The organism is Pseudomonas asiatica (genome assembly GCF_040214835.1).
GTDB lineage: Bacteria > Pseudomonadota > Gammaproteobacteria > Pseudomonadales > Pseudomonadaceae > Aquipseudomonas > Aquipseudomonas putida_Z.
In genome coordinates, this window is record NZ_CP157874.1 from 862865 (window position 1) to 886367 (window position 23503).

Below are 23503 nucleotides of genomic sequence, written 5' to 3' on the forward strand. Positions count from 1 at the left end.
GTACGAGACTAAAAAATTGTACAGGTTCATTCCAGCACAGCCCGGAAGTTATGCAAACCAGTTTTTTTGTATAACCCTACATCACTCGAGGTGTTCGAGCAGCCGACGCGCCGCTTCCTGGCCACTGAGCCAGGCGCCCTCGACACGGCCGGACAGGCACCAGTCGCCGCAGGCGTACAAGCCCTGGTCAGCATCGGCCAGTGCGCCCCATTCATGGTTGCTGCTCGGGCGGGCATAAAGCCAGCGGTGGGCCAAGGCAAAAGTAGGTGCCGGCACCACGCAGCCGACCAGTTCGGCGAACTCGCCCCACAGCTGTTCGATCACTTCTTCCTTGGGCAGGTCGATGTGTTGCCGGCTCCAGTCCGAGGTGGCGTGCAGTACCCAGGTGTCGAGCTGCTCGTCACGCCCGGGCTTGCTGCGGTTGCGCGCCAGCCAGTCGAGCGGGTTGTCCTGCACGAAGCAGCCTTGCATCGGGGTGTCCAGCGGGGTCTGGAAGGCCAGGGCGACGGCCCAGGTGGGCTCCATCTGCACACCGGCGGCCACGGCAGCGAGCTTCGGGGTCGCGGCCAGCAGCGGCGTGGCCTGTGGCGCCGGCACGGCGATCACCACGCGGCTGTAGGGGCCGTGGCTGCAGCCTTCGGTGTCCTGCAGGTGCCAGTACTGCTTGCCGCGGAACACTTCGGCGATGCGGCAGCCGAAGTTGACCGTCACATCCTTGAGCAGGCCGCGGGTGATTGCACTCATGCGCGGCACGCCCACCCAGCGCGTCTGCTCGTCGGGTGAAGGGGTGAGTTCACCATCGCGGTAATTGTACAGCTGCGGCTTCCATTGCTCGGCCCAACCAGCGGCAACCCACTGCTGTACCTGCTCGACAAAGCGCCGGTCACGGGCGGTGAAATACTGGGCGCCGAGGTCCAGCGCGCCAGCTTCGCTGCGCTTGCTGGCCATGCGACCGCCACTGCCGTGGCCCTTGTCGAACAAATGCACGGATTGCCCGGCCTTCTGCAAGGCCTGGGCGGCTGACAGACCGGCGATACCGGCCCCGATGATGGCAATAGGTACTGTCATGATGGCCTCTTCAAACCTTGCTGTAAGCAGACTACGCTGTCAGGCAAACCTGTACAATGCTCAAATGTTGTATAAGGTTATTCCGTGTTGGCAGGCAGGTTGGCCTATGTTTATCCGAGAGCGTCGGGTCAAAAAAGTGCCTTGATGTTAAAAATAGACCACCGCCGCATTCTGCGAGGACACAGCCATGCATATATTGCTGACAGGCGGCACCGGGTTGATTGGCAAGCACCTGTGCCAGTACTGGCTCGGCCAGGGTCATCGCCTGACGGTATGGAGCCGGCGACCTGAGCAGGTGCCCCAAATTTGTGGGAACGGCGTGCGTGGCATTGCCCGCCTGGAGCAACTGGAGGCGGATGATCATCTGGACGCAGTGATCAACCTGGCCGGTGCGCCGATTGCCGATCGGCCCTGGACGGCGGCCCGGCGCAACCTGCTGTGGGCCAGCCGCGTCACCCTTACCGAGCAGTTGCTGGCTTGGCTGGGCAGCCGCGAGCAGCGCCCGGAAGTGCTGATCTCCGGCTCTGCGGTGGGCTGGTATGGAGACGGTGGCGAACGCGAGCTGACCGAGGCTTCACCGCCGGTGCGCGAAGATTTTGCCAGCCAGCTGTGCATTGCCTGGGAAGAGACAGCGCTGCGTTCCCAGGCCCAGGGCATTCGCGTGGTGCTGGTGCGTACCGGGTTGGTTCTGGCCAGTGATGGCGGCTTTTTGTCGCGCCTGCGCCTGCCCTTCAAACTGGGGCTGGGCGGGCCTTTGGGCGACGGGCGGCAGTGGATGCCTTGGGTCCATATAGAAGACCAGGTCGCCCTGATTGATTTTCTCTTGCAGCACAAGGATGCCAGCGGTCCTTATAATGCCTGCGCCCCGGAGCCGGTGCGCAACCGCGAGTTCGCCAGGCGCCTTGGCCGCACCTTGCACCGGCCGGCGCTGCTGCCAGTGCCGGCACTGCTGCTCAAGGCCGGGCTGGGTGAGCTGTCGACCCTGCTGCTCGGCGGGCAGCGCGCCCGCCCGTTACGCTTGCTGGCGGCAGGCTTCACTTTCCGCTTCAACGATTTGCAATCGGCCCTGGACAACCTGTCCAGTCGCCTCTGACATAGGACGCTGCATGACCGATCACGCCCTGCTGCTGGTCAACCTAGGTTCCCCGGCCTCCACCTCGGTGGCCGATGTGCGCCGCTACCTCAACCAGTTCCTCATGGACCCGTACGTGATCGACCTGCCCTGGCCGGTGCGGCGCCTGCTGGTGTCGCTGATCCTGGTCAAGCGCCCGGAGCAGTCGGCGCACGCCTATGGCTCGATCTGGTGGGAGGAGGGCTCGCCGCTGGTGGTGCTGACCCGTCGCCTGCAGGCGGCGATGGTCGAGCACTGGCCCCATGGCCCGGTGGAGATTGCCATGCGCTATGGCCAGCCGGCCTTGCCCGAGGTACTGGAGCGCCTGGTGGCACAGGGTGTGCGCAAGGTGACCCTTGCGCCGCTGTACCCGCAGTTCGCCGACAGCACGGTGACCACTGTGGTGGAACTGGCCAGGCAGACGGTCAATGAACGCCAGTTGCCGTTGCAGCTGCGCGTGCTGCAGCCGTTCTACGAGCACCCGGACTACATCGAGGCACTGGTCGCCAGCGCCCGGCCTTACCTGGAGCAGGATTACGATCACCTGTTGCTGAGCTTCCATGGCTTGCCGGAGCGGCACCTGAAGAAGCTGGACCCGACCGGCAAGCATGACTTCCAGGCGGCCGACTGCTGCAAGGATGCCAGTGCCGATATGCGCGCGGTGTGCTACCGCGGGCAGTGCCTGGCAACGGCCAGGGCCTTTGCGCAGAAAATGGGCATACCCGATGGCAAATGGTCGGTGTCGTTCCAGTCACGGCTGGGGCGGGCCAAGTGGATCGAACCCTATACCGAGGCGCGGCTGGACGAGCTGGCCAAGGCCGGGGTGAAGAAGCTGCTGGTAATGTGCCCGGCGTTCGTGGCCGATTGCATCGAAACCCTGGAAGAGATCGGCATGCGCGGGAGCGAGCAGTTTGTCGAGGCCGGCGGGCAGGAGCTGGTGCTGGTGCCTTGCCTGAATGATCACCCGGAGTGGGTGAAGGCGCTGGCGGGAATGTGCGAAAAGGCCTGATTTGCCGGGGCTGCTTTGCAGCCCTGTCGCGACACAAGGCCGCTCCTACAGGGGACCGCGATCTCTTTGTAGGAGCGGCCTTGTGTCGCGACAGGGCCGCAAAGCGGCCCCAGGATCTCAAGGCAACTGATCATCCAGCTTCTTGTGCTTCCAGCCATCATTGCCCGGCAAGATCAGGTTCAGGGCGATAGCCACGATGGCGCACAGGGCGATGCCCTTCAGGCCCCAGTCATCCGGGCCATCACCGCTGCCGATCAGCACGCCGCCAATACCGAACACCAGGGTCACCGACACGATCACCAGGTTGCGCGCTTCGGCCAGGTCGATCTTGTGGCGGATCATGGTGTTCATGCCCACCGCCGCGATCGAGCCGAACAGCAGGCACAGGATGCCACCCATCACCGGTACCGGGATGCTTTGCAGCAGTGCGCCGAACTTGCCGATGAAGGCCAGGGTGATGGCGAAGACCGCCGCCCAGGTCATGATCTTCGGGTTGTAGTTCTTGGTCAGCATCACCGCGCCGGTCACTTCGGCATAGGTGGTGTTGGGCGGGCCGCCGAACAGGCCGGCTGCGGTGGTGGCCAGGCCGTCGCCCAGCAGGGTGCGGTGCAGGCCGGGCTTCTTCAGGTAGTCGCGGCCGGTCACGCTGCCGACCGCGATCACGCCGCCGATGTGCTCGATCGCCGGTGCCAGGGCAACCGGGACGATGAACAGGATGGCCTGCCAGTTGAACGCTGGCGCGGTGAAGTTGGGCAGCTCCAGCCACGGTGCGGCGGCGATCTTGGCAGTGTCGACCACGCCAAAGGCGAACGACAGGGCAAAGCCTACCAGCACGCCGGCAATGATCGGCACCAGACGGAAGATGCCCTTGCCGAACACGGCGACGATCAGCGTTGTCAGCAGGGCCGGCATCGAGATCATCATGGCGGTCTTGTAGGGCAGCAGCACACTGCCGTCACCGGCCTTGCCCATCGCCATGTTGGCGGCGATCGGCGCCATGGCCAGGCCGATGGAGATGATCACCGGGCCGATCACCACCGGCGGCAGCATGCGGTCGATGAAACCGGTGCCTTTGATTTTCACCATCAGGCCCATGAAGGTGTACACGAAACCTGCGGCCATCACGCCGCCCATGGTCTCGGCCAGGCCGAACTGGCCCTTGGCGAGGATGATCGGGGTGATGAAGGCAAAGCTCGAGGCCAGGAACACGGGTACCTGGCGGCCGGTGACCAGCTGGAACAGCAGGGTGCCGATGCCGGCGGTGAACAGCGCGACGTTCGGATCGAGGCCGGTGATCAGTGGCATCAGCACCAGCGCGCCAAATGCCACGAAGAGCATCTGCGCGCCCGAAACGACCTGGCGCCAGAGCGGGTCGTTGAAGCCGTCCTGCATGGTCAGGCGTCCTTTTGCTTGGTGCCGAAGATCTTGTCACCGGCATCGCCCAGGCCCGGCACGATGTAGCCGTGTTCGTTCAGGCGCTGGTCGATCGAGGCGGTGTAGATCTGCACGTCCGGGTGGGCTTTTTCCACCACTTCGATGCCTTCTGGCGCGGCGACCAGAACCATGGCGCGGATCTCTTTGCAGCCGGCCTTCTTCAGCAGGTCGATGGTGGCGACCATCGAACCGCCGGTGGCCAGCATCGGGTCGATGATCAGGGCCAGGCGCTGGTTGATGTCCGGCGCGAGCTTTTCCAGGTAGGTGTGGGCTTCGAGGGTTTCCTCGTTGCGGGCAACGCCGACGGCGCTGACCTTGGCACCCGGGATCAGGCTGAGCACGCCGTCGAGCATGCCGATGCCGGCACGCAGGATCGGCACCACGGTAATCTTCTTGCCGGCGATTTTTTCAACTTGCACCTTGCCGCACCAGCCGTCGATCTCGTAGGTTTCGAGCGGCAGGTCCTGGGTGGCTTCGTAGGTCAGGAGCGCGCCGACTTCCTGGGCAAGTTCGCGAAAATTCTTGGTGCTGATATCGGCACGGCGCATCAGGCCGAGCTTGTGGCGGATCAGCGGATGGCGGATCTCACGAGTGGGCATAGGGGGGCTCCGAAAGGCGGGCAAAAAAACCGCGCTAGATTAATCTATTCAGCCTGTGCTGTCGTCTGGTCATTCTGGACGTTAGTCCATAAATGCTTGATCTGTGACGAGCGGATGCGTACCTTTGCCCGCTTTTCCAAAATGCACCCCCGGAGAGCGCCATGTCCGCCGATCTCGAGCATATCCGTCAAGTCATGCGTGAAGCTGACTGCCTGTACACCGAAGCCGAAGTCGAAGCGGCCATCGCCAAAGTCGGCGAGCAGATCTGCAAGGACCTGCACGACAAGAACCCGGTTGTGTTCTGCGTGATGAACGGCGGCCTGATCTTCTCCGGCAAACTGCTGACCCACCTGCAGTTCCCACTGGAAGCCAGCTACCTGCACGCCACCCGCTACCGCAACCAGACCAGCGGCGGCGAGCTGTTCTGGAAGGCCAAGCCCGAAGTGTCGTTCATCGACCGTGACGTACTGATCGTCGATGACATCCTCGACGAAGGCCACACCCTCAGCGCCATCATCGAGTTCTGCAAGCATGCCGGCGCGCGCTCGGTGCACACCGCGGTACTGATCGACAAGGACCATGACCGCAAGGCCAGCCCGGAGCTCAAGGCCAACTACGTGGGCCTGCCCTGCGTCGACCGCTACATCTTCGGTTATGGCATGGATTACAAAGGCTACTGGCGCAACGCCAACGGCATCTTCGCCGTAAAGGGGCTGTGATCATGCGCCAGCCTGCGTTCATCGACCAATCGCTGTTCGCCGGGCTGGCCGCACAGGCTGCCGCCAACCCACGCGGGCGGCAGCATCACAATTTCCATGAGATGGAAGAGCCTTGCCACCGCATGGCGGTCGGGCTGCAACCGAGCACCTACATCCCTCCGCATCGGCACCTCCGCGATGACAAAGCCGAAACGCTGGTCGTGCTTAAGGGTTGCCTGGGCCTGCTGCTCTTCGACGAGCAGGGGGCGGTGACCGACAAGCGAGTGCTGAAGGCGGGGGGTGACTGCCTGGGTGTGGACCTGGCACCTGGTATTTATCATGGGCTGGTGGTGCTGGAGCCGGACAGCATCATGTTCGAGTGCAAGGCCGGGCCGTATCGGCCGGTGGGTGAAGGCGAGCATGCGCACTGGGCTCCGCGCGAAGGTGAAGAAGGCGTGGCCGAGTACCAGGCCTGGATGCGCGCGCAGTTCGATTGATGTCGGGCCGGCGCACTCAACTGTAGGAGCGGCCTTGTGTCGCGATCGGGCTGCGCAGCAGCCCCTCGATTGAAGCTTCGCCACCAACATGGCCGGGGCCGCTTTGCGGCCCATCGCGACACAAGGCCGCTCCTACAAGAGCCTGTGCAGGCCGTGCTAGAGTGCTCCTTCATTCAAGGAGCCTCACATGCGTGCGTTTCTTCCCCTCCTGCTGGCGGTCAGCCTGCCACTCGCCGCCGCACCGCTGCACAGCCAGTTCCTGCCACCTGACGACCAGTCCCTGCGCCAGGAAGCGCCGACTGGCCAGCAATTGCTGCAAGTGACCGACTACTCGGTGGTAGTGGGTACCCAGCGCCAGTCCGACCAGCAGCCGATCCCGATCACCTCGTCGTTGCAGGTGCGCCTCAAGGGCAAGCCGCTGAGCAAGGGAGCGACCATAGCCCAGGTGCTGCTGACTTTTGACGGTGAAGCGGCCAAGAGCCTGAAGAAACCCGTATACGACGACAAAACCCGCACCCTGAGCCTGAATTACCCGCTCAGCGACTACCGCGTGATCATGGACCTGCTGCGCAACGAGACGCTTTATGTGCAGTTTCTCACGTACGGCAACGGCCACGTCTGGGCCGACCTGCACACCGGTACCGTACGTACGCGTTGAGGCGCCCGGCCTGCGGGGGGTACACTGCCGGCCTTCGAAATTTCGTGATGGTCCAGTTGGAGTCGGCAATGCGTAAAGACAAGAAACAGGTAATCGGTGACGAGATCAGCGACGACTACATCAAGTCGTTCCTTCAGTTCGAGCCGGCCGATGGCGTGACATCGCCGTCGCTGCACAAGCTGGTCAAGGCCTACCGCGGCCTGCGCATCGACGATTTCGAGCGTTTTGTCGGCTTCTTCGTCGAGGCTGGGCTGGACCTGGATGGCAAGGACGAGCACGGCAAGACCTTTGTCGAGCAGATTGCCGACCAGCGCAATGCGTCGGATTACATCGAGATCATCGCCAAGGCCCGTGGCTGATTTGTAAACCTGCTCCGGCCTCTTCGCGGGTAAACCCGCTCCCACAGGTACAGCACAGCCCTTAGCTGTGGTGCGGTCCTTGTGGGAGCGGGTTTACCCGCGAAAGGGCCGGAACAGGCTTACTAGGATCCAGGCACAAAAAAACGCCCCGAGGGGCGTTTTTTCGTACCGACCGAATCAGGCGTAATGCTTGGCCGCCGGGCTGCTTTCCACCAGGTCCAGCGCAACGTCGTTGTCGGCACTGATCTTGTGGTACAGGGCAGCATCGGTCGCCAGGGTCTTCTCGCGAGCCGGGAAGATTTCCTTGAGCTTGGCAGCCCAGGCACCTTTGGCCTGCTCGGGGAAGCAGCGCTCAATCAGTTCCAGCATGATCGACACGGTCACCGAAGCACCCGGCGATGCGCCGAGCAGTGCAGCCAGGCTGCCGTCCTGGGCCGAGACCAGCTCGGTACCGAACTGCAGAACGCCGCCTTTCTTCGGGTCTTTCTTGATGATCTGCACGCGCTGACCAGCCACTTCCAGGCGCCAGTCTTCGGCCTTGGCCTGCGGGTAGAAGCGACGCAGGGCTTCCAGGCGCTGCTCCATCGACTGCATCACTTCGCTGACCAGGTACTTGGTCAGGTCCATGTTGTCACGGGCCACGGCCAGCATCGGGCCGATGTTGCCCATGCGCACCGACAGCGGCAGGTCCATCAGCGAACCGTGCTTGAGGAACTTGGTGGTAAAGCCGGCATAGGGGCCGAACAGCAGCGATTTCTTGCCATCGACCACGCGGGTATCCAGGTGCGGTACCGACATCGGTGGGGCGCCGACCGCAGCCTGGCTGTAGACCTTGGCCTGGTGCTGCTTGACGATTTCCGGGTTGTCGCAACGCAGCCACTGGCCGCTGACCGGGAAGCCGCCGAAACCTTTGCTTTCCGGGATGCCCGACAGCTGCAGCAGCGGCAGGGCCGCGCCACCGGCGCCGAGGAAGACGAAGCGGGCGTCCACTTCACGGCTGCCGCCGCTGTTGACGTCCTTGATGCTCACGGTCCAGCCCTTGCCGTTACGGCGCAGGCCGACGACCTTCTTGCTGTACTTGACCTGAGCATCCTGCGAGTCGCCCAGCAGCTTCAGCAGCTTGTTGGTCAGGGCGCCGAAGTTGACGTCGGTGCCCTTGAGCACGCGGGTGGCGGCGATGTGCTGGTCGGCCGGGCGGCCTGGCATCATCAGCGGCATCCAGTCATTCATCACGGCCTTGTCTTCGGTGTATTCCATGTCCGCGAAGGCATGGTGCTGCTTGAGCAACTCATAGCGCTTCTTGAGGAAGGAAACACCCTTGTCACCCTCGACGTAGCTCAGGTGCGGGACAGGGTTGATGAAGGCACGTGCCGAGCCGAAGTTGCCCTTCTTGCTCAGGTAGGCCCAGAACTGGCGCGAAACCTCGAACTGGGTGTTGATGTGCACGGCCTTCTTGATGTCGATGCTGCCATCGGCGGCCTGGGGCGTATAGTTAAGCTCGCACAGGCCGGCGTGGCCGGTGCCTGCGTTGTTCCAGGGGTTGGAGCTTTCCGCGGCTCCGGAGTCCATCGCCTCCACGACCTCAAGCTTCAGGGTCGGGTCGAGCTCCTTGAGCAGTACGGCCAGGGTGGCACTCATGATGCCCGCGCCTACCAGTACCACATCAACCGATTCGTTCTGCGCCATTTAACGCGTCTCCACAATCTACAGCTACCTAATTGACAGCATAGGACCTGGGTTCGCCAGGGTCGCCATGTCCGACTTTTCGCAGTTCTTGCAACTTCCGCGGACACCGCCAATCAGTCTTCGGGTTCGCGTATTGAACGCGGTTTGCCACGGGTGCGGCAATTCGACTTATGGTCAAGGTGTCGTGCGTGCGTTATGGAACGGCTCAGACACTCATACGGTATGAGCGCATTTGCCGCCTGTTCAGGGCTGTTCGGGACACATCTGCCGCTTTTGCACATGCCAGACTGTTCATTTGCTCGCCACACTCTTGTGAAGTTGTGAAAACCGTTTTTTCACGCTCTTTTGGAGACGTGAACCTCAAAAGGGGACTGCGCGATGGCAACCCGCAGGTTCATGCAGTGTGAAGGGCCGGAAAAGCAGGCACGACAGCCGATGCAAGACCTGAGTGGAAGGCTCTCTGTGGGCGAAGCGTTGAAGTTGCCGGGGTCAATCGGCGAGTGCGGGGCCCGATCAGGAGACGTCCTTATAATCGGGGGGAGATTATAGCGATGTCGCGGGCAGAAATGTCGCCATTCGTGGTTTTTATTGCAGCGTTTGTCAGGCCGCGAGGATGCGCTGGTGCCAGCGGCGGCTTGCGCGGGCGCAAACCCGGGCACTGGCGGGCAGTTCGCCGCCCAGCCAGGCGAGCTGGATTTCGCCGATCTGGACCCAGCCGCTGCCGCTGGGCGCCTGGCTGCATTGCTTGAAGGCCAGGCATTTGCCGTTCGCGTCGAGGCGGGCATAGGTGTTGTGGCGCGGGCGTTGGAAGAGCAGGGTCCAGAGCGAGGCCATGGCAGCGAGTCCTGTGCGTTAGGGCTTGGCGCAAGGATAAGGGCGCGGCGATGAAACGATTGTGACAAGCGGGCCAGGCCGATGACTGGTCGATGCGTGGCTAGGTATACTGTGGGCCTTCGCCGCTTTTTTCTGGAGTAACGCGCATGTTGCAACGTCTGTTGTTCGGTTTGATCGCCGTGGCCAGCCTCAGCCTGGTCGGTTGTGCCCACAGCCCGCAACAACTCAATCCGCAACCCACGCTCAAGGCCCAGCTCGCCCCGGTCGGCCATGGCCAGCCGGTAGTGGTCCGTGTGGTTGACGGCCGGGCCTCGCAGTCCCTGGGCACTCGCGGTGGCATGTACCCCGAGACCAGCACCATCAGCGTCAGCGGTAACGACATCGTGCCCAAGCTGCAGGCCCAGGCCGAAGCTGCCGTGCGCCTGCTCGGCTTCACCCCGACGCCGAACGCCTACAACGCGCCGCAGCTGACCGTGACCCTGGCCGAGCTGAAGTACCAGTCGCCGAAAGACAACCTGTACGTGACCGAGGCTACCATCGGCGCCACCTTCCGTGCCGACGTGTCCAATGGCGGCCGCCGCTACAGTGGCCGTTACGGCGCTTCGCTGGACCAGCGTTTCGGCATGGCGCCGAACCAGGAAACCAACACCCAGCTGGTGGGCGATGTGCTGAGCGATGCCCTGACCCGCATGTTCAAGGACCCGACCATCGGTCAAGTGCTGGGGCAGTAAGCCTTCAGCTGTAAAACAAAGCCCGCTGCCTGTGTTCCAGGCAGCGGGTTTTTTGTTGTCTGTGCCCGCGAAGAGGCCGGCAAATCTTCATGCCATGCCAGATGAAATTTGATGACACTTTGTCGCCTGGGCCGGGCGTCTGGGCATGACTTGGGTAGAATGCCGGCCTTTGCCGTCGCTCATACCGAGGTTGCGTGATGTCCTTGCAAGTGCTCTGGGGGTTCCTGGCCGCCCACCCGACCAAGCTGATCAATCTGCTGGCGTTGCTGCTGACCTGCCCGGGCGGGTTGCTGCTGCACAGTGCACGGCGGCGCGAGGCCGAGACCCGCGAATACATGGCGGTGGACGAGGGGGTGGTGGACGCGTTCGACCTGCGGGTGCCGCGCTACTTCTACATTCTCGGTTTTTCGTGCCTGGCGATGGCGCTGCTGTTGTCCTGGTTCAGTACCTGGATTTGAGATTTCAGGGCCGCTTTGCGGCCCATCGCGACACAAGGCCGCTCCTACAGGTATGCGCGATCCCTTGTAGGAGCGGCCTTGTGTCGCGATGGGCTGCAAGGCTGCCCTAGGATCACTCAGGCAACCGGTGTCTGCTGCCTGACCTGGTACTGGTTGCGCACCGGTGTCGCATACTGCAACACCAGGTACGGCCGCTGCTCCTCGGGGCAGGCATCCAGGCGGCGTTGCCATTCTTCCTTGGCCCGGGCCAGCTCATCAGCCGGGAACACCTTCTCGGCGCTCGGCACCTGCAGCGCCTCATCCTTGCCATCCCACATCGCATAGGCCAGGTAGTGCACCGGGAACAGCCGGTAGCCACCGAGGATCTGCCGGTCGATTTCCACTGCCAGCTGCTTGGTGTCCTCGTGGTACTCGGTCACCGGCGGGGCGAAGTTGATGTGCACCCGGCCCTTGTAGCCGGTAATGCCCTTGGCGATGCTGTTGTCGTCCTCGCCCGGCGCCTTCTTGTAGGTGCCGGTGGTGGCGCGGATGTACAGCTCGCGGGCCTTGGCCTGGTCGCACGGGTCATATTCGTAGCTGATCGAAACCGGTGTCAGGTTCAGGCTCTGGATCACCGCGCCGAACGGCTCGTCCTTGCGGCTCATGTGGAACATCTTGAGGATCGCCGAATCGGTGCGGTCGTCACCGTCCTTGGCCCGGCCTTCGGCCTGGGCGATCCAGATCGATGTGGCGTCGTTGCGGATCGAATGGTTGATGTAGGCCGAGAGCAGCTGGTAGGCCGCCAGCTTTTCGCGGCGCCCACTGATCGAGCGGTGCACGATGAAGCTCTTGTTCAGGCGCATCATGTCGCTGACAAACGGCTTTTGCAGCAGGTTGTCGCCAATCGCGATGCGCGGCGTGGGCAGGCCGGCGTGGTACACCGCGTAGTTGACGAAGGCCGGGTCCATGACGATGTCACGGTGGTTGGCCAGGAACAGGTAGGCGGTGCCGGCCTTGAGCTGCTCCACGCCCGAATAGGTGACGCCGTCGGTGGCGCGGTCGATGGTCTGGTCGACGTAGTACTCGACTTTGTCCTGCAAGGTCGAGACACAGGTGACACCGGCGAATTCCTTGCGCAGGCGGCGGGCGATCAGCGGTTTGAGCAACCAGCCGAGAGCACCGGCCGCACGCGGGAAGCGGAAGTGGGTGAGGATATCGAGGAATGCCGGGTCGCTGAGCAGGCGTGCCAGAACGGCAGGGACCTCAGCGTCGTCGTACGGTCGGATGGCATCGAATTCGCCCATCATGCTCTCTTGTTGGAAACGGCTAGGGTAATAAGGTAGGGACGGGCTCCGAAAAACGGCTCGGACACACACAGGCCCTGTAAACAGACCGGCAATTATACGCATAAGTCACCCCGGAGGCCGCGATGCTGGAAACTGCTATCTACGATTGCCCTTATTGTGGCGAAGAAGTCGAAACCACGGTGGACCTGTCCGGTGGCGATCAGGAGTACATCGAGGACTGCCAGGTATGCTGCAAGCCTATCCGCTTCGTGCTGCAAGTTCATGGCGAGGAGTGGATGCTGGATGTATTCGGTGAGAATGACTGATGCAGCGCATCTACGAACCGGAAAGCCTGCTCGAGGCTGAAATGCTGGCGGGCATGCTTGCCAGCGAGGGGATCGAGGCACACCTGGTTGGCCGTGACCTGGTCGGTGCTGCCGGTGAGCTGCCGATGCAGGGTTTGCTGGGGCTTGCCGTGGCTGATGAGCAGGCCGAGTACGCACGGCAGCTGATCGATGCGTACAATGACGCCCAGCCACTGGTTGGCGACGAACCGGAGAGTTTCCCCGGTACCTTGATCTGCTAGGTTCTGAATTCGCCCATGTGTGGACGTTACGCCCTGTTTCGCTGGCCCCAGGCTCTTGCCAGTCTGCCGGGCTTTCCCGTTGGCCAGCCCGCCCAATGGAACATCTCGCCCGGGGCTTCGGTGCTGATCCAGCGCCAGCTCGGCGGCCAGCTGCAACTGGCCAGGGCGCGCTGGGGGCTGACTCCGGCGTGGCTCACCGACCTGTCCCGTACCCCCGCCCATGCCCGCGCCGAAACCCTGGCCGAGCAGCCGATGTTTCGCGACGCGTTTCGCCAGCGCCGCTGCCTGATGCCGGCCAACGGCTTTTACGAATGGCGCGGTAGCGTGCGCAAGCGCCCGTACTGGCTGACCCCGGGGGAGGGCGCATCGCTGTACTTCGCCGCCGTGTGGGAGGCCTACCCGGTGCAGGACCAGGTTTGGCTGAGTTGTGCGGTGGTGACCCAGGCGGCGATGAGCCAGCGTCGACCGCTGATACTGGACGAGGCGGGGCAGGCGGCCTGGCTTGACCAGGACACGCCGCTGGCCCGCCTGCATGAGTTGCTGGCCAGCCCGCCGGCGACGTTGCGCGAGCGGGCACTGGCGCATTTCGTCAATGACCCGAAGCTGGATGCGCCGGAGTGCCTGACCCCGGCCTGATGTATGGCTGTGCCGGCCTCTTCGCGGCTGAAGCCGCTCCTACAACGATCGCATTATCCCTGTAGGAGCGGGTTCACCCGCGAAGGGGCCGGCACAGGCGACGAAAATCTTCCCTGCGGCTATGGCGGCCCCAAGCGACTCGGCCTACGATACGGCGCATGTAGAAAGGGAGTGTTTTCATGCGTAAGTCTTTTGTCGTCAGCCTGTTGAGCGCTGGCATCCTGCTAGCCGGCTGCCAGGCGGTGAATACCACCAGCGGCGGCGCTGTCGGCGTCGAGCGCCAGCAGTACATGTTCAGCATGCTCTCGACCGATGAGGTCAACCAGATGTACGCCCAGTCGTACCAGCAGACCCTGGGTGAAGCATCGAACAAAGGCGTGCTCGACAAGTCCAGCGCTGTTGCCAAGCGTGTGCAGGTAATTGCCAACCGCCTGATCGCCCAGACCCCCAAGTTCCGCCCGGATGCCGCGCAATGGGACTGGGAAGTGAACGTGATCAAGAGCGACGAGCTCAACGCCAACTGCGGCCCTGGCGGCAAGATCATCGTCTACACCGGGCTGATCGATCAGCTCAAGCTCAACGATGCGGAAATTGCTGCGGTGGTGGGCCACGAGATCGCCCACGCCCTGCGTGAGCACAGCCGCGAGGCGATGTCCAAGGCGTATGGCGTGGAAATGGCGCGCCAGGGCGCCGGTGCCCTCTTTGGCCTCGGCCAGGGTAGCATGGCCATGGCCGATACCGTGGTGAACTATGCCATGACCCTGCCCAACAGCCGGGCCAACGAGAACGAAGCCGACCTGATCGGCCTGGAACTCTCGGCGCGTGCCGGTTACGACCCGAATGCCGCGATCACCCTGTGGAACAAGATGAGCCAGGCTTCCGAAGGCGCACCGCCTGAGTTCATGAGCACTCACCCGGCGTCCCAGAGCCGCATTGCTTCGTTGCAGGCGGCCATTCCGAAGGTGATGCCGCTGTATCAGGCGGCCAAGAAGTAGTTGCTGAAAATGGGGCCGCTTTGCGGCCCTGTCGCGACACAAGGCCGCTCCTACAAGGGATAGCGTATTCCTTGTAGGAGCGGCCTTGTGTCGCGACGGGCTGCGCAGCAGCCCCCGCTTTCCGGGTTAGCCCACCCAGCCACTGGCTTTCATCGCCGAGTACACGGCCACGATCGCCAGCACGAAGAACGCCGTGGCCGCCAGGCGACGGATCAGCGTCAGCGGCAGTTTGTCCGCCGCGAAGTTACCCGCCAAAACCACCGGCACGTTGGCAATCAGCATGCCCAGGGTGGTACCGATAATTACCATGATCAGGTACGGATACTGTGCTGCCAGCATCACCGTGGCGACCTGGGTCTTGTCACCGATTTCAGCCAGGAAGAACGCGATCAGCGTGGTCAGGAACGGCCCGAAGCGGCGCGCCGGGTTCTCGTCGTCATCCATCTTGTCCGGAACCAGGGTCCACAGCGCAGTGGCGGTGAAGCTCGCCGCCAGGATCCAGTGCAGTGCCGAGTCGCTGAAGAAGCTGCCGACCCACGCGCCCACGGCACCGGCCGCAGCATGGTTGGCCAGGGTGGCGGCGATGATGCCGGCGATGATCGGCCAGGGCTTGCGGAAGCGGGCAGCGAGTATGAGCGCGAGCAATTGCGTCTTGTCGCCAATTTCGGCGAGGGCAACGATGGCGGTGGGGACCAACAGAGATTCCAGCATCAGGATTCCTACGGGGGCGGGTCGACACGGCTATGACACGTACAGCCTCCCCGCCCCGGGTAAGGTGTGCGTGTCATAGGTCTTGTCAAACCCTGGATCCGTCTATGCGGATCTCGCCATGCAGGCTGGCATGGTGGGTCGCACGCGCCATGGTCTGTGGACCAAGTATGTTGACGCGTACCGGGCGAGCTGGGCGCTCGCGGGAGACTACTCCCCTAGGACGGTGCGGATTTTGCCTAGGCAAAACGCTTTCGGCAAGCGCTGTTTTTATCCGTGTGTTGCCTGGTAGATGCGGAAACCGTCCGCCTCGTCGCGTACCTGGCAGTTGCCCAGCGCCCCTTCGATCAGTGGCTGGTAGCGCAGGAAGCTGTTGGCAACCAGGCGCATTTCGCCACCTTTTCGCAGATGAACGGCCGATTTTTTCAGCAAGTTTTCCGATGCCTGATAGTTGGTGTGCACCCCGGTGTGGAACGGCGGGTTGCTCAGGATCAGGCTCAGCTCGGTCGGCGCCGCGTCGATGCCGTCGCCGCTGATCACTTCGCCTTCCAGACCATTAGCGGCCAAGGTCAGGCGGCTGGCGGCCACGGCGAAGGCATCCACGTCCAGCAGGGTCACCCGGTTTTGTGGATAACGGCGCTTGACCGTGGCGCCCAGCACCCCGGCACCGCAGCCGAAGTCCAGCACATGCCCGCTCGGCAGGCCGTCGAGGTGCTTGAGCAGCAGGGCGGTACCGCGATCGAGGCGGCCATGGCTGAACACACCGGGCAGGCTGACCACTTGCAGTGGGCCGTCTTCCAGGCTGAGCTCGAAGCGTTCGGCCAGGCTTTCCAGGGGCTTGGCTTCTGGCGCGTGCTCGATGGTCACCTGCCACAGCTGGCAATGGCGGGCGCTGTCGAGCTTGCGCGGCTTGCCAAAGGCCTGCAGCTGCTTGGCCGCGCCCTCGATGCCACCACGTTTCTCGCCAACCAGGTACAGCTCGCGGCCAGCCAGGCGCGAGGCCAGGGCATTGAGCAGGTAGGCGGCCAGTTCGCGGGACTTGGGCAGGAACAGCACGGCGCTGTCGAAAGCCACTTCAGGGGGCTCCACTGCATAGTGGCTGCGCCCGGCGAAGCGGCTTTCGAGCATGGCCTGGTCGCCCGCATGCCAGGTCCAGGCCCGGGCCTGGGGCAACTGGCCAAGCAGGCCGTCGGCGGGGGCGCCGGCGAGCAGCAGCGGGCCCTGGAACAGCTCTGCCTGGCGGAGCAACACTTCACTGCGCGGGTCCATGGACGACGCCTCCTGGAAAAAAGTGGCGCAGTGTAGCAGAGGCGGGCCTCGGGCTCAGCTGACCACGCGGCGTGGCTGCCCGGCGAAGAAGGCCTGGGCGTTCTCGCTGAGCTGGCCGACGATACGCTGGCGGGACTCTACCGCGCCCCAGGCGCTGTGCGGGGTGATGATCAGGCGCGGGATGCCGGGTTCGAGCAGCGGGTTGCCATTGACCGGCGGCTCCACGCTCAGCACGTCGGTGGCGGCGCCGCCGAGGTGGCCACTGCGCAGGGCGGTGGCCAGCGCTTGCTCGTCGATCAGGCCGCCGCGGGCGGTGTTGACCACCAGCGCGTTGGGCTTGAGCAGGGCCAGTTCGCGGGCCCCGAGCATGTGTCGGGTGTGCTCGTTCAGCGGGCAGTGCAGGGTCAGGGCGTCGACTTGCGGCAGCAACTCGTCCAGCGGCAACCGGTCGGCGCGGTCCGGGCGGCCGGGGATCTGCCCGCTGAGCACGCGCATGCCAAAGGCTTCGGCCAGTCGCGCCACCGCGCCGCCCAGTTCACCGTGGCCGAGCAGGCCAAGGGTCTTGCCCTCCAGCTCGACGATGGGGAAGTCCAGCAGGCAGAACTGGCTGGCCTTGGCCCACTGGCCGTCGGCTACCGCCTGGTTGTAGTCGCACAGGCGGGTGGCCAGGGCCAGCAGCAGGGCGAGGGTGTGCTGGGCGACGGACGGTGTGCCGTAGCCCTGGCAGTTGCACACGGTGATGCCCTGAGCGCGCGCGGCCGCCAGGTCGACATTGTTGGTGCCGGTGGCGGCCACCAGGATCAGCTTCAGTTGCGGGTTGGCGGCCAGGGTCGCGGCGTCGAGCATGACCTTGTTGCTGACTACCGCCACCGCGCCCTGCAGGCGTTCGGCGACCTGCTCCGGGCGGGTGGCGGCGAACAGTTCGAACTCGTCGAACTGCTGCTTCAGGGGCGAGAGGTCGAGATCGCCCAGGTCCAGGGACTGGTGATCGAGAAACACGGCGCGACGCGGGCTGGGCATGAAGTTCTCCGAGGCTGGGCGGGATTTCGGTGTCGCGGCCATTCGCGGGTAAACCCGCTCCCACAGGTACTGCACCATTGCAAAGGCTGGTGCAGTACCTGTGGGAGCGGGTTTACCCGCGAATAGGCCATCAGCTTCACCACATAACCTGAAGCTGCCGCCGCAGTGTCTAGTTCAACCTTGCCGCCCGTCAACGCCCCCCACTCATACCTCCACCATGCAAATCATTCCTTCGGCTGATTTAGCCGTCACATTGGCGAACTACAGTAGTTCCCAGACTTGTCCGGCCCGCTTTTCAGAAAAGGGATACCCATGTTGCAGACCCGCATCATCAAGCCCGCCGAGGGCGCCTACGCCTACCCCCTGCTGATCAAGCGCCTGCTGATGTCTGGCAGCCGCTATGAAAAGACCCGCGAAATCGTCTACCGCGACCAGTTGCGGCTGACCTACCCGCAACTCAACGAGCGCATCGCGCGCCTGGCCAACGTGCTGAGCGAAGCCGGGGTAAAGGCCGGTGACACCGTGGCGGTGATGGACTGGGACAGCCACCGCTATCTGGAATGCATGTTCGCCATCCCGATGATCGGCGCGGTGGTGCACACCATCAACGTGCGCCTGTCGCCCGAGCAGATTCTCTACACCATGAACCACGCCGAAGACCGCGTGGTGCTGGTCAACAGCGACTTCGTCGGCCTGTACCAGGGCATCGCGGGGCAACTGACCACTGTCGACAAGACCGTGCTGCTGACCGACGGCCCGGACAAGACAGCCGAGCTGCCCAACCTGGTGGGCGAGTACGAACAACTGCTGGCCGCTGCCAGCCCGCGCTACGACTTCCCGGACTTCGACGAGAACTCGGTGGCCACCACTTTCTACACCACCGGCACCACCGGCAACCCCAAGGGGGTGTACTTCACCCACCGGCAACTGGTGCTGCATACCCTGGCCGAAGCTTCGGTTACCGGCAGCATCGACAGCGTGCGCCTGCTGGGCAGCAACGACGTGTACATGCCCATCACGCCGATGTTCCATGTGCACGCCTGGGGCATTCCCTACGCCGCCACCATGCTCGGCATGAAGCAGGTGTATCCGGGGCGCTACGAGCCGGACATGCTGGTCAAGCTGTGGCGCGAAGAGAAGGTCACCTTCTCCCATTGCGTGCCGACCATCCTGCAGATGCTGCTCAACTGCCCGACCTCCCAAGGTCAGGACTTCGGCGGCTGGAAGATCATCATCGGCGGCAGCGCACTCAACCGCTCGTTGTACCAGGCCGCCCTGGCACGCGGCATCCAGCTGACCGCCGCGTATGGCATGTCCGAGACCTGCCCGCTGATTTCCGCCGCCCACCTGAACGACGAACTGCAGGCCGGCAGCGAGGATGAGCGCGTCACCTACCGCATCAAGGCCGGCGTGCCGGTGCCGCTGGTCGAGGCGGCCATCGTCGACGGCGACGGCAACTTCCTGCCCGCCGATGGTGAAACTCAGGGCGAGCTGGTGCTGCGTGCGCCGTGGCTGACCATGGGCTACTTCAAGGAACCGGAGAAGAGCGAGGAGCTGTGGCAGGGGGGCTGGTTGCACACCGGCGATGTCGCCACGCTCGACGGCATGGGCTACATCGACATCCGCGACCGCATCAAGGATGTGATCAAGACCGGTGGCGAATGGATTTCCTCGCTCGACCTCGAAGACCTGATCAGCCGTCACCCGGCCGTGCGCGAAGTGGCGGTGGTAGGGGTGGCCGACCCGCAGTGGGGTGAACGCCCGTTTGCCCTGCTGGTTGTGCGCGAAGGCCAGGTCATCGACGCCAAGGCGCTGAAGGAACATCTCAAGCCGTTCGTCGAGCAAGGGCACATCAACAAGTGGGCGATTCCAAGCCAGATCGCCGTTGTTACCGAAATTCCCAAGACCAGTGTCGGCAAGCTGGACAAGAAACGCATCCGCCAGGACATCGTCCAGTGGCAGGCCAGCAACAGCGCGTTCCTCTCCACGCTGTAACCGCCATGCGGGTCGCGTACCGCAGCACGCGACCCGCATGCTAGAGGGGTGGAGCCTTGCCAAACGGCAGAAATACGCCATCCTTTAGCACTGCCAGCGCGCAGCCGGGGCAACATGGCAGCGAGTTGGCCGCACGGAGCGCAAATCACACTTTAGAGGGATCAAGCGCCTGTGCCTTGCTGGCTATAGTCGGGGCCAGGGGATTTTCAGGAATGGGGGAGGCGACATGCGCAAGCCGTGTCGCCGCGGGCGCAAGCCTGCAAACCGGTCGCTCGGGCCGTTCTTGAAAGGACTCACTGCCATAACAAAAAAAGTACATGGAGTAGCGTCGATGAAATCTGCAAACCTGTTCTGGCGCCGGGCCAAGTTGCCCCTGGCTGTCAGCCTTGCTTCCACGCTCGCAAGTCCTGCTTTCGCTGTCAGTTTCAACATTGGTGAAATCGAAGGCCAGTTCGACTCGTCGCTCTCCATCGGCGCCAGCTGGTCGACGGCCAACCCCAACAAGAACCTGATCGGGGTGAACAACGGCGGCAAGGGCCTGTCGCAGACATCCGACGATGGCCACCTGAACTTCAAGAAGGGCGAAACCTTCTCCAAGATCTTCAAGGGCATCCATGACCTGGAGCTCAAGTACGGCGACACCGGCGTGTTCGTCCGCGGCAAGTACTGGTACGACTTCGAACTGAAGGACGAAGGCCGCGAGTTCAAGGACATCAGCGACTCCAACCGCAAGGAAGGCGCCAAATCGTCCGGTGCCGAGCTGCTCGACGCGTTCGTCTATCACAACTACTCCATCGGCGATCAGCCAGGCTCGGTGCGCCTGGGCAAGCAGGTGGTGAGCTGGGGTGAAAGTACCTTCATCGGTGGCGGTATCAACTCGATCAACCCGATCGACGTAGCTGCCTTCCGCCGTCCGGGGGCCGAGATCAAGGAAGGCCTGATTCCGGTCAACATGTTCTACATCTCGCAAAGCCTGACCGACAACCTGTCGGCCGAGGCCTTCTACCAGATCGAATGGGACCAGACGGTCGTCGACAACTGCGGCACCTTCTTCTCCCAGCCGGACATCATTGCCGACGGCTGTACCAATAACCTGCGTGTGCTCAACAGCAGCCGCACAGTGCCGGGGGCGGCGCAGCAGTTCCTTGCCACCCGTGGCGTGGACATCAACGAGGAAGGGGTGATGGTGCGCCGTGGCGCCGACCGCGATGCACGTGACAGCGGCCAGTTCGGTGTGGCCATGCGCTACATGTTCGAGCCGCTGGACACCGAGTTCGGTGCCTACTTCATGAACTATCACAGCCGTGCGCCGATCTTCAGCGCTACAGGGGCTGCGCCTTCTGTGTTCGCCGGGTTGAGCGCCCTGCCTGCACAGCTGCGCGCTCTGGCACCCCTGATCGTGGCGGGTAATTCCGAGTACTTTGTCGAATATCCCGAGGATATCCGCCTCTATGGCTTGAGTTTCTCCACCACGCTGCCTACAGGGACAGCCTGGAGCGGTGAACTCAGCTACCGCCCCAACGCGCCAGTGCAACTCAATACCACTGATATCTTGTTCGCCGGGGTCCGCCCCATTGGCGGCGCTTTGAGCAATGCTTCGCTGCTGACCGGTACGCCGGGGCAGGACCTGCACGGGTATCGTCGCAAGGAAATCACTCAATTCCAGACCACCCTGACGCACTTCTTCGACCAGGTGATGGGCGCCAGCCGCATGACCGTGGTGGGCGAGGTGGGTGTCACCCATGTGGGTGGCCTCGAAAACGCACACGACACTCGCTACGGTCGCGATCCAGTGTTCGGCCCTGGCCCACTGCCTTCCACCGGTGGTGCCGATACCTGCCAGGCACTCAACGCCAGCACCATCGCAGGCGCCGGCGCCGGTGCATCCACTGCCAACCTGAACCGCAACTGCGAGAACGACGGCTACACCACCAGTACTTCCTGGGGTTACCGCGCCCGTGTCATCTGGGACTACAACGACGTCTTCGCCGGGGTCAACCTGAAGCCGAGCGTGGCCTGGTCGCATGATGTCTCCGGCTATTCGCCCGGCCCTGGCGCCAACTTCGAGGAAGGCCGCAAGGCCGTCAGCCTGGGCCTCGACGCCGAGTACCAGAACACCTACACGGCAAGCCTGTCGTACACCAACTTCTTCGATGGCAAGTACACCACCGTGGATGACCGCGACTTCGTCGCCCTCAGCTTCGGCGTGAACTTCTAAGCATACAGATCCAGGACGACACGACATGAACAAGACCAGAAGTCTGCTGCAAGCCGGTGTGCTGGGCCTGTCCCTGCTGGCGACCAGCGTCATGGCTGCAGTATCCGCCGACGAGGCGGCCAAGCTGGGCAGTACCCTGACCCCGATGGGCGCCGAAAAGGCCGGCAACGCCGATGGCTCGATCGGCCCGTGGGAGCCGCTGTCGAAGAGCGCGGGCAGTGCCGACGGCAAGGGCTTCCTGTCCGACCCGTACGGCAGCGACAAGCCGCTGTTCACCATCACCGCGCAGAACGCCGACCAGTACAAGGACAAGCTCTCGCCGGGCCAGCTGGCCATGCTCAAGCGCTACCCGGACACCTTCAAGATCCCGGTATTCAAGACCCATCGCGGTTCCACGGTGCCGGCCGACGTGTTCGCCGCCATCAAGGAGAACGCCACCAAGACCACCCTGGTCGAAGGCGGCAACGGCCTGAGCAACTTCCGCACGGCTGTACCGTTCCCGATCCCCAAAAGCGGCCTGGAGGTGATCTGGAACCACATCACCCGCTACCGGGGTGGCAGCGTCAGCCGCCTGGTGACCCAGGCCACGCCACAGCAGAACGGCTCCTTCAACCCTGTGTACTTCTCCGACCAGTTCGTCTTCCGCGACAAGATGAAGGATTACGACCCGAACAACCCGGGCAACATCCTGTTCTACTTCAAGCAGGAGGTGACCGCGCCCGCGCGCCTGGCCGGTACCGTGCTGCTGGTACACGAAACCCTCGACCAGGTGAAGGAACCGCGCAAGGCGTGGATCTACAACGCAGGCCAACGCCGCGTGCGCCAGGCACCGCAAGTGTCGTACGACGGCCCGGGTACCGCCGCCGACGGTTTGCGCACCTCGGACAACCTGGACATGTTCAACGGTGCGCCGGACCGCTATGACTGGAAGCTGGAAGGCAAGAAGGAGATGTACATCGCGTCCAACGCCTTCAAGCTCGACGACCCCAAGCTCAAGTACACCGACATCATCAAGGCCGGGCACATCAACCAGGACCTTTCCCGTTACGAGCTGCGCCGCGTGTGGCACGTGGTCGCGACCCTCAAGCCAGGCCAGCGGCACATCTATGCCAAGCGTGACTTCTACATCGACGAGGACACCTGGCAGGCTGCGGTGATCGACCAGTACGACGGCCGTGGCCAGCTGTGGCGCGTGTCCGAGGCACATGCCCAGCCGTACTACAACGTGGAAGTGCCGTGGTACACCCTGGAGACTATCTACGACCTGCAGTCGGGCCGTTACCTGGCCCTGGGCATGAAGAACGAAGAGAAGCGCGCCTACGACTTCGGCTTCAGCGCCAGCAAGGCGGACTTCCAGCCAGCGGCACTGCGCCAGTCGGGTATTCGCTAAGTATCGCGTAACCTCGGAGCGCCCCGGCTTGACCGGGGCGTTTCATTTTCCTGTACCGGCCTCTTCGCGGGTGAACCCGCTCCCACAGGTACTGCACTGGACTTGAAACCTGTGCAATCCCTGTGGGAGCGGGTTCACCCGCGAAGGGGCCGGTACAGCAATAAAGCTGGTGAATACCTCAGCAAACCCCCGCCCCAGCCCCTGTCCATCAACCATGTTGCTTTTTGTCGCAGTCTTTTCCAGGGGAATTGCGCCCATCATCTTCAAATACGCAGCGTT

General features: G+C 63.4%; 24 protein-coding genes and 1 riboswitch. Of the genes, 15 read left to right on the forward strand and 9 right to left on the reverse strand.

Features of this window, described 5'->3' with window-relative positions; translation table 11 throughout:
* Nucleotides 1-81: 81 nt before the first annotated feature.
* Nucleotides 82-1068, reverse strand: coding sequence for an NAD(P)/FAD-dependent oxidoreductase (locus tag ABNP31_RS03965; RefSeq protein WP_025337691.1), 987 nt, complete (start codon nucleotides 1066-1068; stop codon nucleotides 82-84).
* A gap of 187 nt (nucleotides 1069-1255) precedes the next feature.
* On the opposite strand from ABNP31_RS03965, the gene ABNP31_RS03970 reads away from it, so the two are divergent.
* Nucleotides 1256-2161, forward strand: a complete 906-nt coding sequence (locus ABNP31_RS03970) for a TIGR01777 family oxidoreductase (protein WP_085665055.1) — start codon at nucleotides 1256-1258, stop codon at nucleotides 2159-2161.
* Nucleotides 2162-2174: 13 nt separating this feature from the next.
* A complete protein-coding gene (gene hemH / locus ABNP31_RS03975; RefSeq protein ID WP_085587348.1) occupies nucleotides 2175-3188 on the forward strand; it encodes a ferrochelatase in 1014 nt (337 codons plus the stop codon).
* 117 nt (nucleotides 3189-3305) lie between these two features.
* On the opposite strand, the gene ABNP31_RS03980 is transcribed toward hemH, so the two are convergent.
* Both ABNP31_RS03980 and upp read right to left on the reverse strand, forming a co-directional pair.
* Nucleotides 3306-4580, reverse strand: a complete 1275-nt coding sequence (locus ABNP31_RS03980) for a uracil-xanthine permease family protein (protein ID WP_025337694.1) — start codon at nucleotides 4578-4580, stop codon at nucleotides 3306-3308.
* A 2-nt stretch (nucleotides 4581-4582) separates the two neighbouring features.
* Complete coding sequence (upp, locus tag ABNP31_RS03985) at nucleotides 4583-5221, reverse strand: uracil phosphoribosyltransferase (RefSeq protein ID WP_011532223.1); 639 nt, start codon at nucleotides 5219-5221, stop codon at nucleotides 4583-4585.
* Nucleotides 5222-5382: 161 nt separating this feature from the next.
* Here upp and ABNP31_RS03990 point away from each other — a divergent pair, with 161 nt between their 5' ends.
* The 4 genes from ABNP31_RS03990 (at nucleotide 5383) to ABNP31_RS04005 (ending at nucleotide 7433) form a co-directional block, all read left to right on the forward strand.
* Nucleotides 5383-5940 carry a hypoxanthine-guanine phosphoribosyltransferase gene (locus ABNP31_RS03990; RefSeq protein ID WP_003256346.1) on the forward strand — a complete coding sequence of 186 codons (558 nt, stop codon included), beginning with the start codon at nucleotides 5383-5385 and terminating at the stop codon, nucleotides 5938-5940.
* A gap of 2 nt (nucleotides 5941-5942) precedes the next feature.
* Nucleotides 5943-6416 (forward strand): WbuC family cupin fold metalloprotein, encoded by a 474-nt coding sequence (locus tag ABNP31_RS03995; protein WP_025337695.1) that lies wholly within the window; start codon nucleotides 5943-5945, stop codon nucleotides 6414-6416.
* A gap of 187 nt (nucleotides 6417-6603) precedes the next feature.
* Nucleotides 6604-7074: a hypothetical protein gene (locus tag ABNP31_RS04000; RefSeq protein WP_025337696.1), complete on the forward strand. Its 471-nt coding sequence runs from the start codon at nucleotides 6604-6606 to the stop codon at nucleotides 7072-7074.
* A 68-nt stretch (nucleotides 7075-7142) separates the two neighbouring features.
* A complete protein-coding gene (locus tag ABNP31_RS04005) occupies nucleotides 7143-7433 on the forward strand; it encodes a PA4642 family protein (RefSeq protein WP_015268954.1) in 291 nt (96 codons plus the stop codon).
* A 177-nt stretch (nucleotides 7434-7610) separates the two neighbouring features.
* Here the strand turns inward: ABNP31_RS04005 and mqo are convergent, their stop codons facing one another.
* Together mqo and ABNP31_RS04015 are read right to left on the reverse strand one after the other, a co-directional pair.
* Nucleotides 7611-9119, reverse strand: coding sequence for a malate dehydrogenase (quinone) (mqo, locus tag ABNP31_RS04010; protein WP_025337698.1), 1509 nt, complete (start codon nucleotides 9117-9119; stop codon nucleotides 7611-7613).
* Nucleotides 9120-9719: 600 nt separating this feature from the next.
* A complete protein-coding gene (locus ABNP31_RS04015; protein WP_238067265.1) occupies nucleotides 9720-9953 on the reverse strand; it encodes a hypothetical protein in 234 nt (77 codons plus the stop codon).
* A gap of 146 nt (nucleotides 9954-10099) precedes the next feature.
* On the opposite strand from ABNP31_RS04015, the gene ABNP31_RS04020 reads away from it, so the two are divergent.
* Nucleotides 10100-10684, forward strand: coding sequence for a YajG family lipoprotein (locus tag ABNP31_RS04020; protein WP_013970929.1), 585 nt, complete (start codon nucleotides 10100-10102; stop codon nucleotides 10682-10684).
* 197 nt (nucleotides 10685-10881) lie between these two features.
* Entirely contained in the window at nucleotides 10882-11142 is a 261-nt protein-coding gene (locus ABNP31_RS04025; RefSeq protein ID WP_013970930.1) for a hypothetical protein, read from the forward strand.
* A 116-nt stretch (nucleotides 11143-11258) separates the two neighbouring features.
* On the opposite strand, the gene ABNP31_RS04030 is transcribed toward ABNP31_RS04025, so the two are convergent.
* A complete protein-coding gene (locus ABNP31_RS04030; protein WP_085665052.1) occupies nucleotides 11259-12425 on the reverse strand; it encodes a 1-acyl-sn-glycerol-3-phosphate acyltransferase in 1167 nt (388 codons plus the stop codon).
* Nucleotides 12426-12550: 125 nt separating this feature from the next.
* Here ABNP31_RS04030 and ABNP31_RS04035 point away from each other — a divergent pair, with 125 nt between their 5' ends.
* From ABNP31_RS04035 to ABNP31_RS04050, 4 genes are all read left to right on the forward strand, one after another.
* Nucleotides 12551-12733 (forward strand): CPXCG motif-containing cysteine-rich protein, encoded by a 183-nt coding sequence (locus tag ABNP31_RS04035; RefSeq protein ID WP_012270508.1) that lies wholly within the window; start codon nucleotides 12551-12553, stop codon nucleotides 12731-12733.
* Nucleotides 12733-12993: a putative signal transducing protein gene (locus tag ABNP31_RS04040; RefSeq protein ID WP_025337701.1), complete on the forward strand. Its 261-nt coding sequence runs from the start codon at nucleotides 12733-12735 to the stop codon at nucleotides 12991-12993. The genes ABNP31_RS04035 and ABNP31_RS04040 overlap by 1 nt, the downstream gene beginning before the upstream one ends.
* Nucleotides 12994-13008: 15 nt before the next feature.
* Nucleotides 13009-13629, forward strand: a complete 621-nt coding sequence (locus ABNP31_RS04045; protein WP_350013026.1) for an SOS response-associated peptidase — start codon at nucleotides 13009-13011, stop codon at nucleotides 13627-13629.
* 179 nt (nucleotides 13630-13808) lie between these two features.
* Nucleotides 13809-14624: a M48 family metallopeptidase gene (locus ABNP31_RS04050; protein ID WP_350013027.1), complete on the forward strand. Its 816-nt coding sequence runs from the start codon at nucleotides 13809-13811 to the stop codon at nucleotides 14622-14624.
* Nucleotides 14625-14750: 126 nt separating this feature from the next.
* Here the strand turns inward: ABNP31_RS04050 and ABNP31_RS04055 are convergent, their stop codons facing one another.
* The 3 genes from ABNP31_RS04055 to ABNP31_RS04065 all read right to left on the reverse strand — a co-directional run bounded on the left by ABNP31_RS04055 (nucleotide 14751) and on the right by ABNP31_RS04065 (nucleotide 17621).
* Nucleotides 14751-15335: a TMEM165/GDT1 family protein gene (locus ABNP31_RS04055; RefSeq protein ID WP_013970934.1), complete on the reverse strand. Its 585-nt coding sequence runs from the start codon at nucleotides 15333-15335 to the stop codon at nucleotides 14751-14753.
* Between the two features lie 87 nt (nucleotides 15336-15422).
* Nucleotides 15423-15563, reverse strand: a riboswitch (yybP-ykoY riboswitch).
* 39 nt (nucleotides 15564-15602) lie between these two features.
* Nucleotides 15603-16601, reverse strand: a complete 999-nt coding sequence (locus ABNP31_RS04060) for a class I SAM-dependent methyltransferase (protein ID WP_085617379.1) — start codon at nucleotides 16599-16601, stop codon at nucleotides 15603-15605.
* Nucleotides 16602-16655: 54 nt separating this feature from the next.
* Complete coding sequence (locus ABNP31_RS04065) at nucleotides 16656-17621, reverse strand: 2-hydroxyacid dehydrogenase (protein ID WP_085665049.1); 966 nt, start codon at nucleotides 17619-17621, stop codon at nucleotides 16656-16658.
* Nucleotides 17622-17933: 312 nt separating this feature from the next.
* Between ABNP31_RS04065 and ABNP31_RS04070 the strand changes: the two genes are divergently transcribed.
* The 3 genes from ABNP31_RS04070 to ABNP31_RS04080 all read left to right on the forward strand — a co-directional run bounded on the left by ABNP31_RS04070 (nucleotide 17934) and on the right by ABNP31_RS04080 (nucleotide 23224).
* Nucleotides 17934-19616 (forward strand): fatty acid--CoA ligase, encoded by a 1683-nt coding sequence (locus ABNP31_RS04070; protein WP_085665048.1) that lies wholly within the window; start codon nucleotides 17934-17936, stop codon nucleotides 19614-19616.
* Between the two features lie 331 nt (nucleotides 19617-19947).
* Complete coding sequence (locus ABNP31_RS04075; RefSeq protein ID WP_085665047.1) at nucleotides 19948-21834, forward strand: DUF1302 domain-containing protein; 1887 nt, start codon at nucleotides 19948-19950, stop codon at nucleotides 21832-21834.
* 25 nt (nucleotides 21835-21859) lie between these two features.
* On the forward strand, nucleotides 21860-23224 hold the full coding sequence (locus ABNP31_RS04080) for a DUF1329 domain-containing protein (RefSeq protein WP_075043774.1): 1365 nt from the start codon (nucleotides 21860-21862) through the stop codon (nucleotides 23222-23224).
* Nucleotides 23225-23503: the final 279 nt, after the last annotated feature.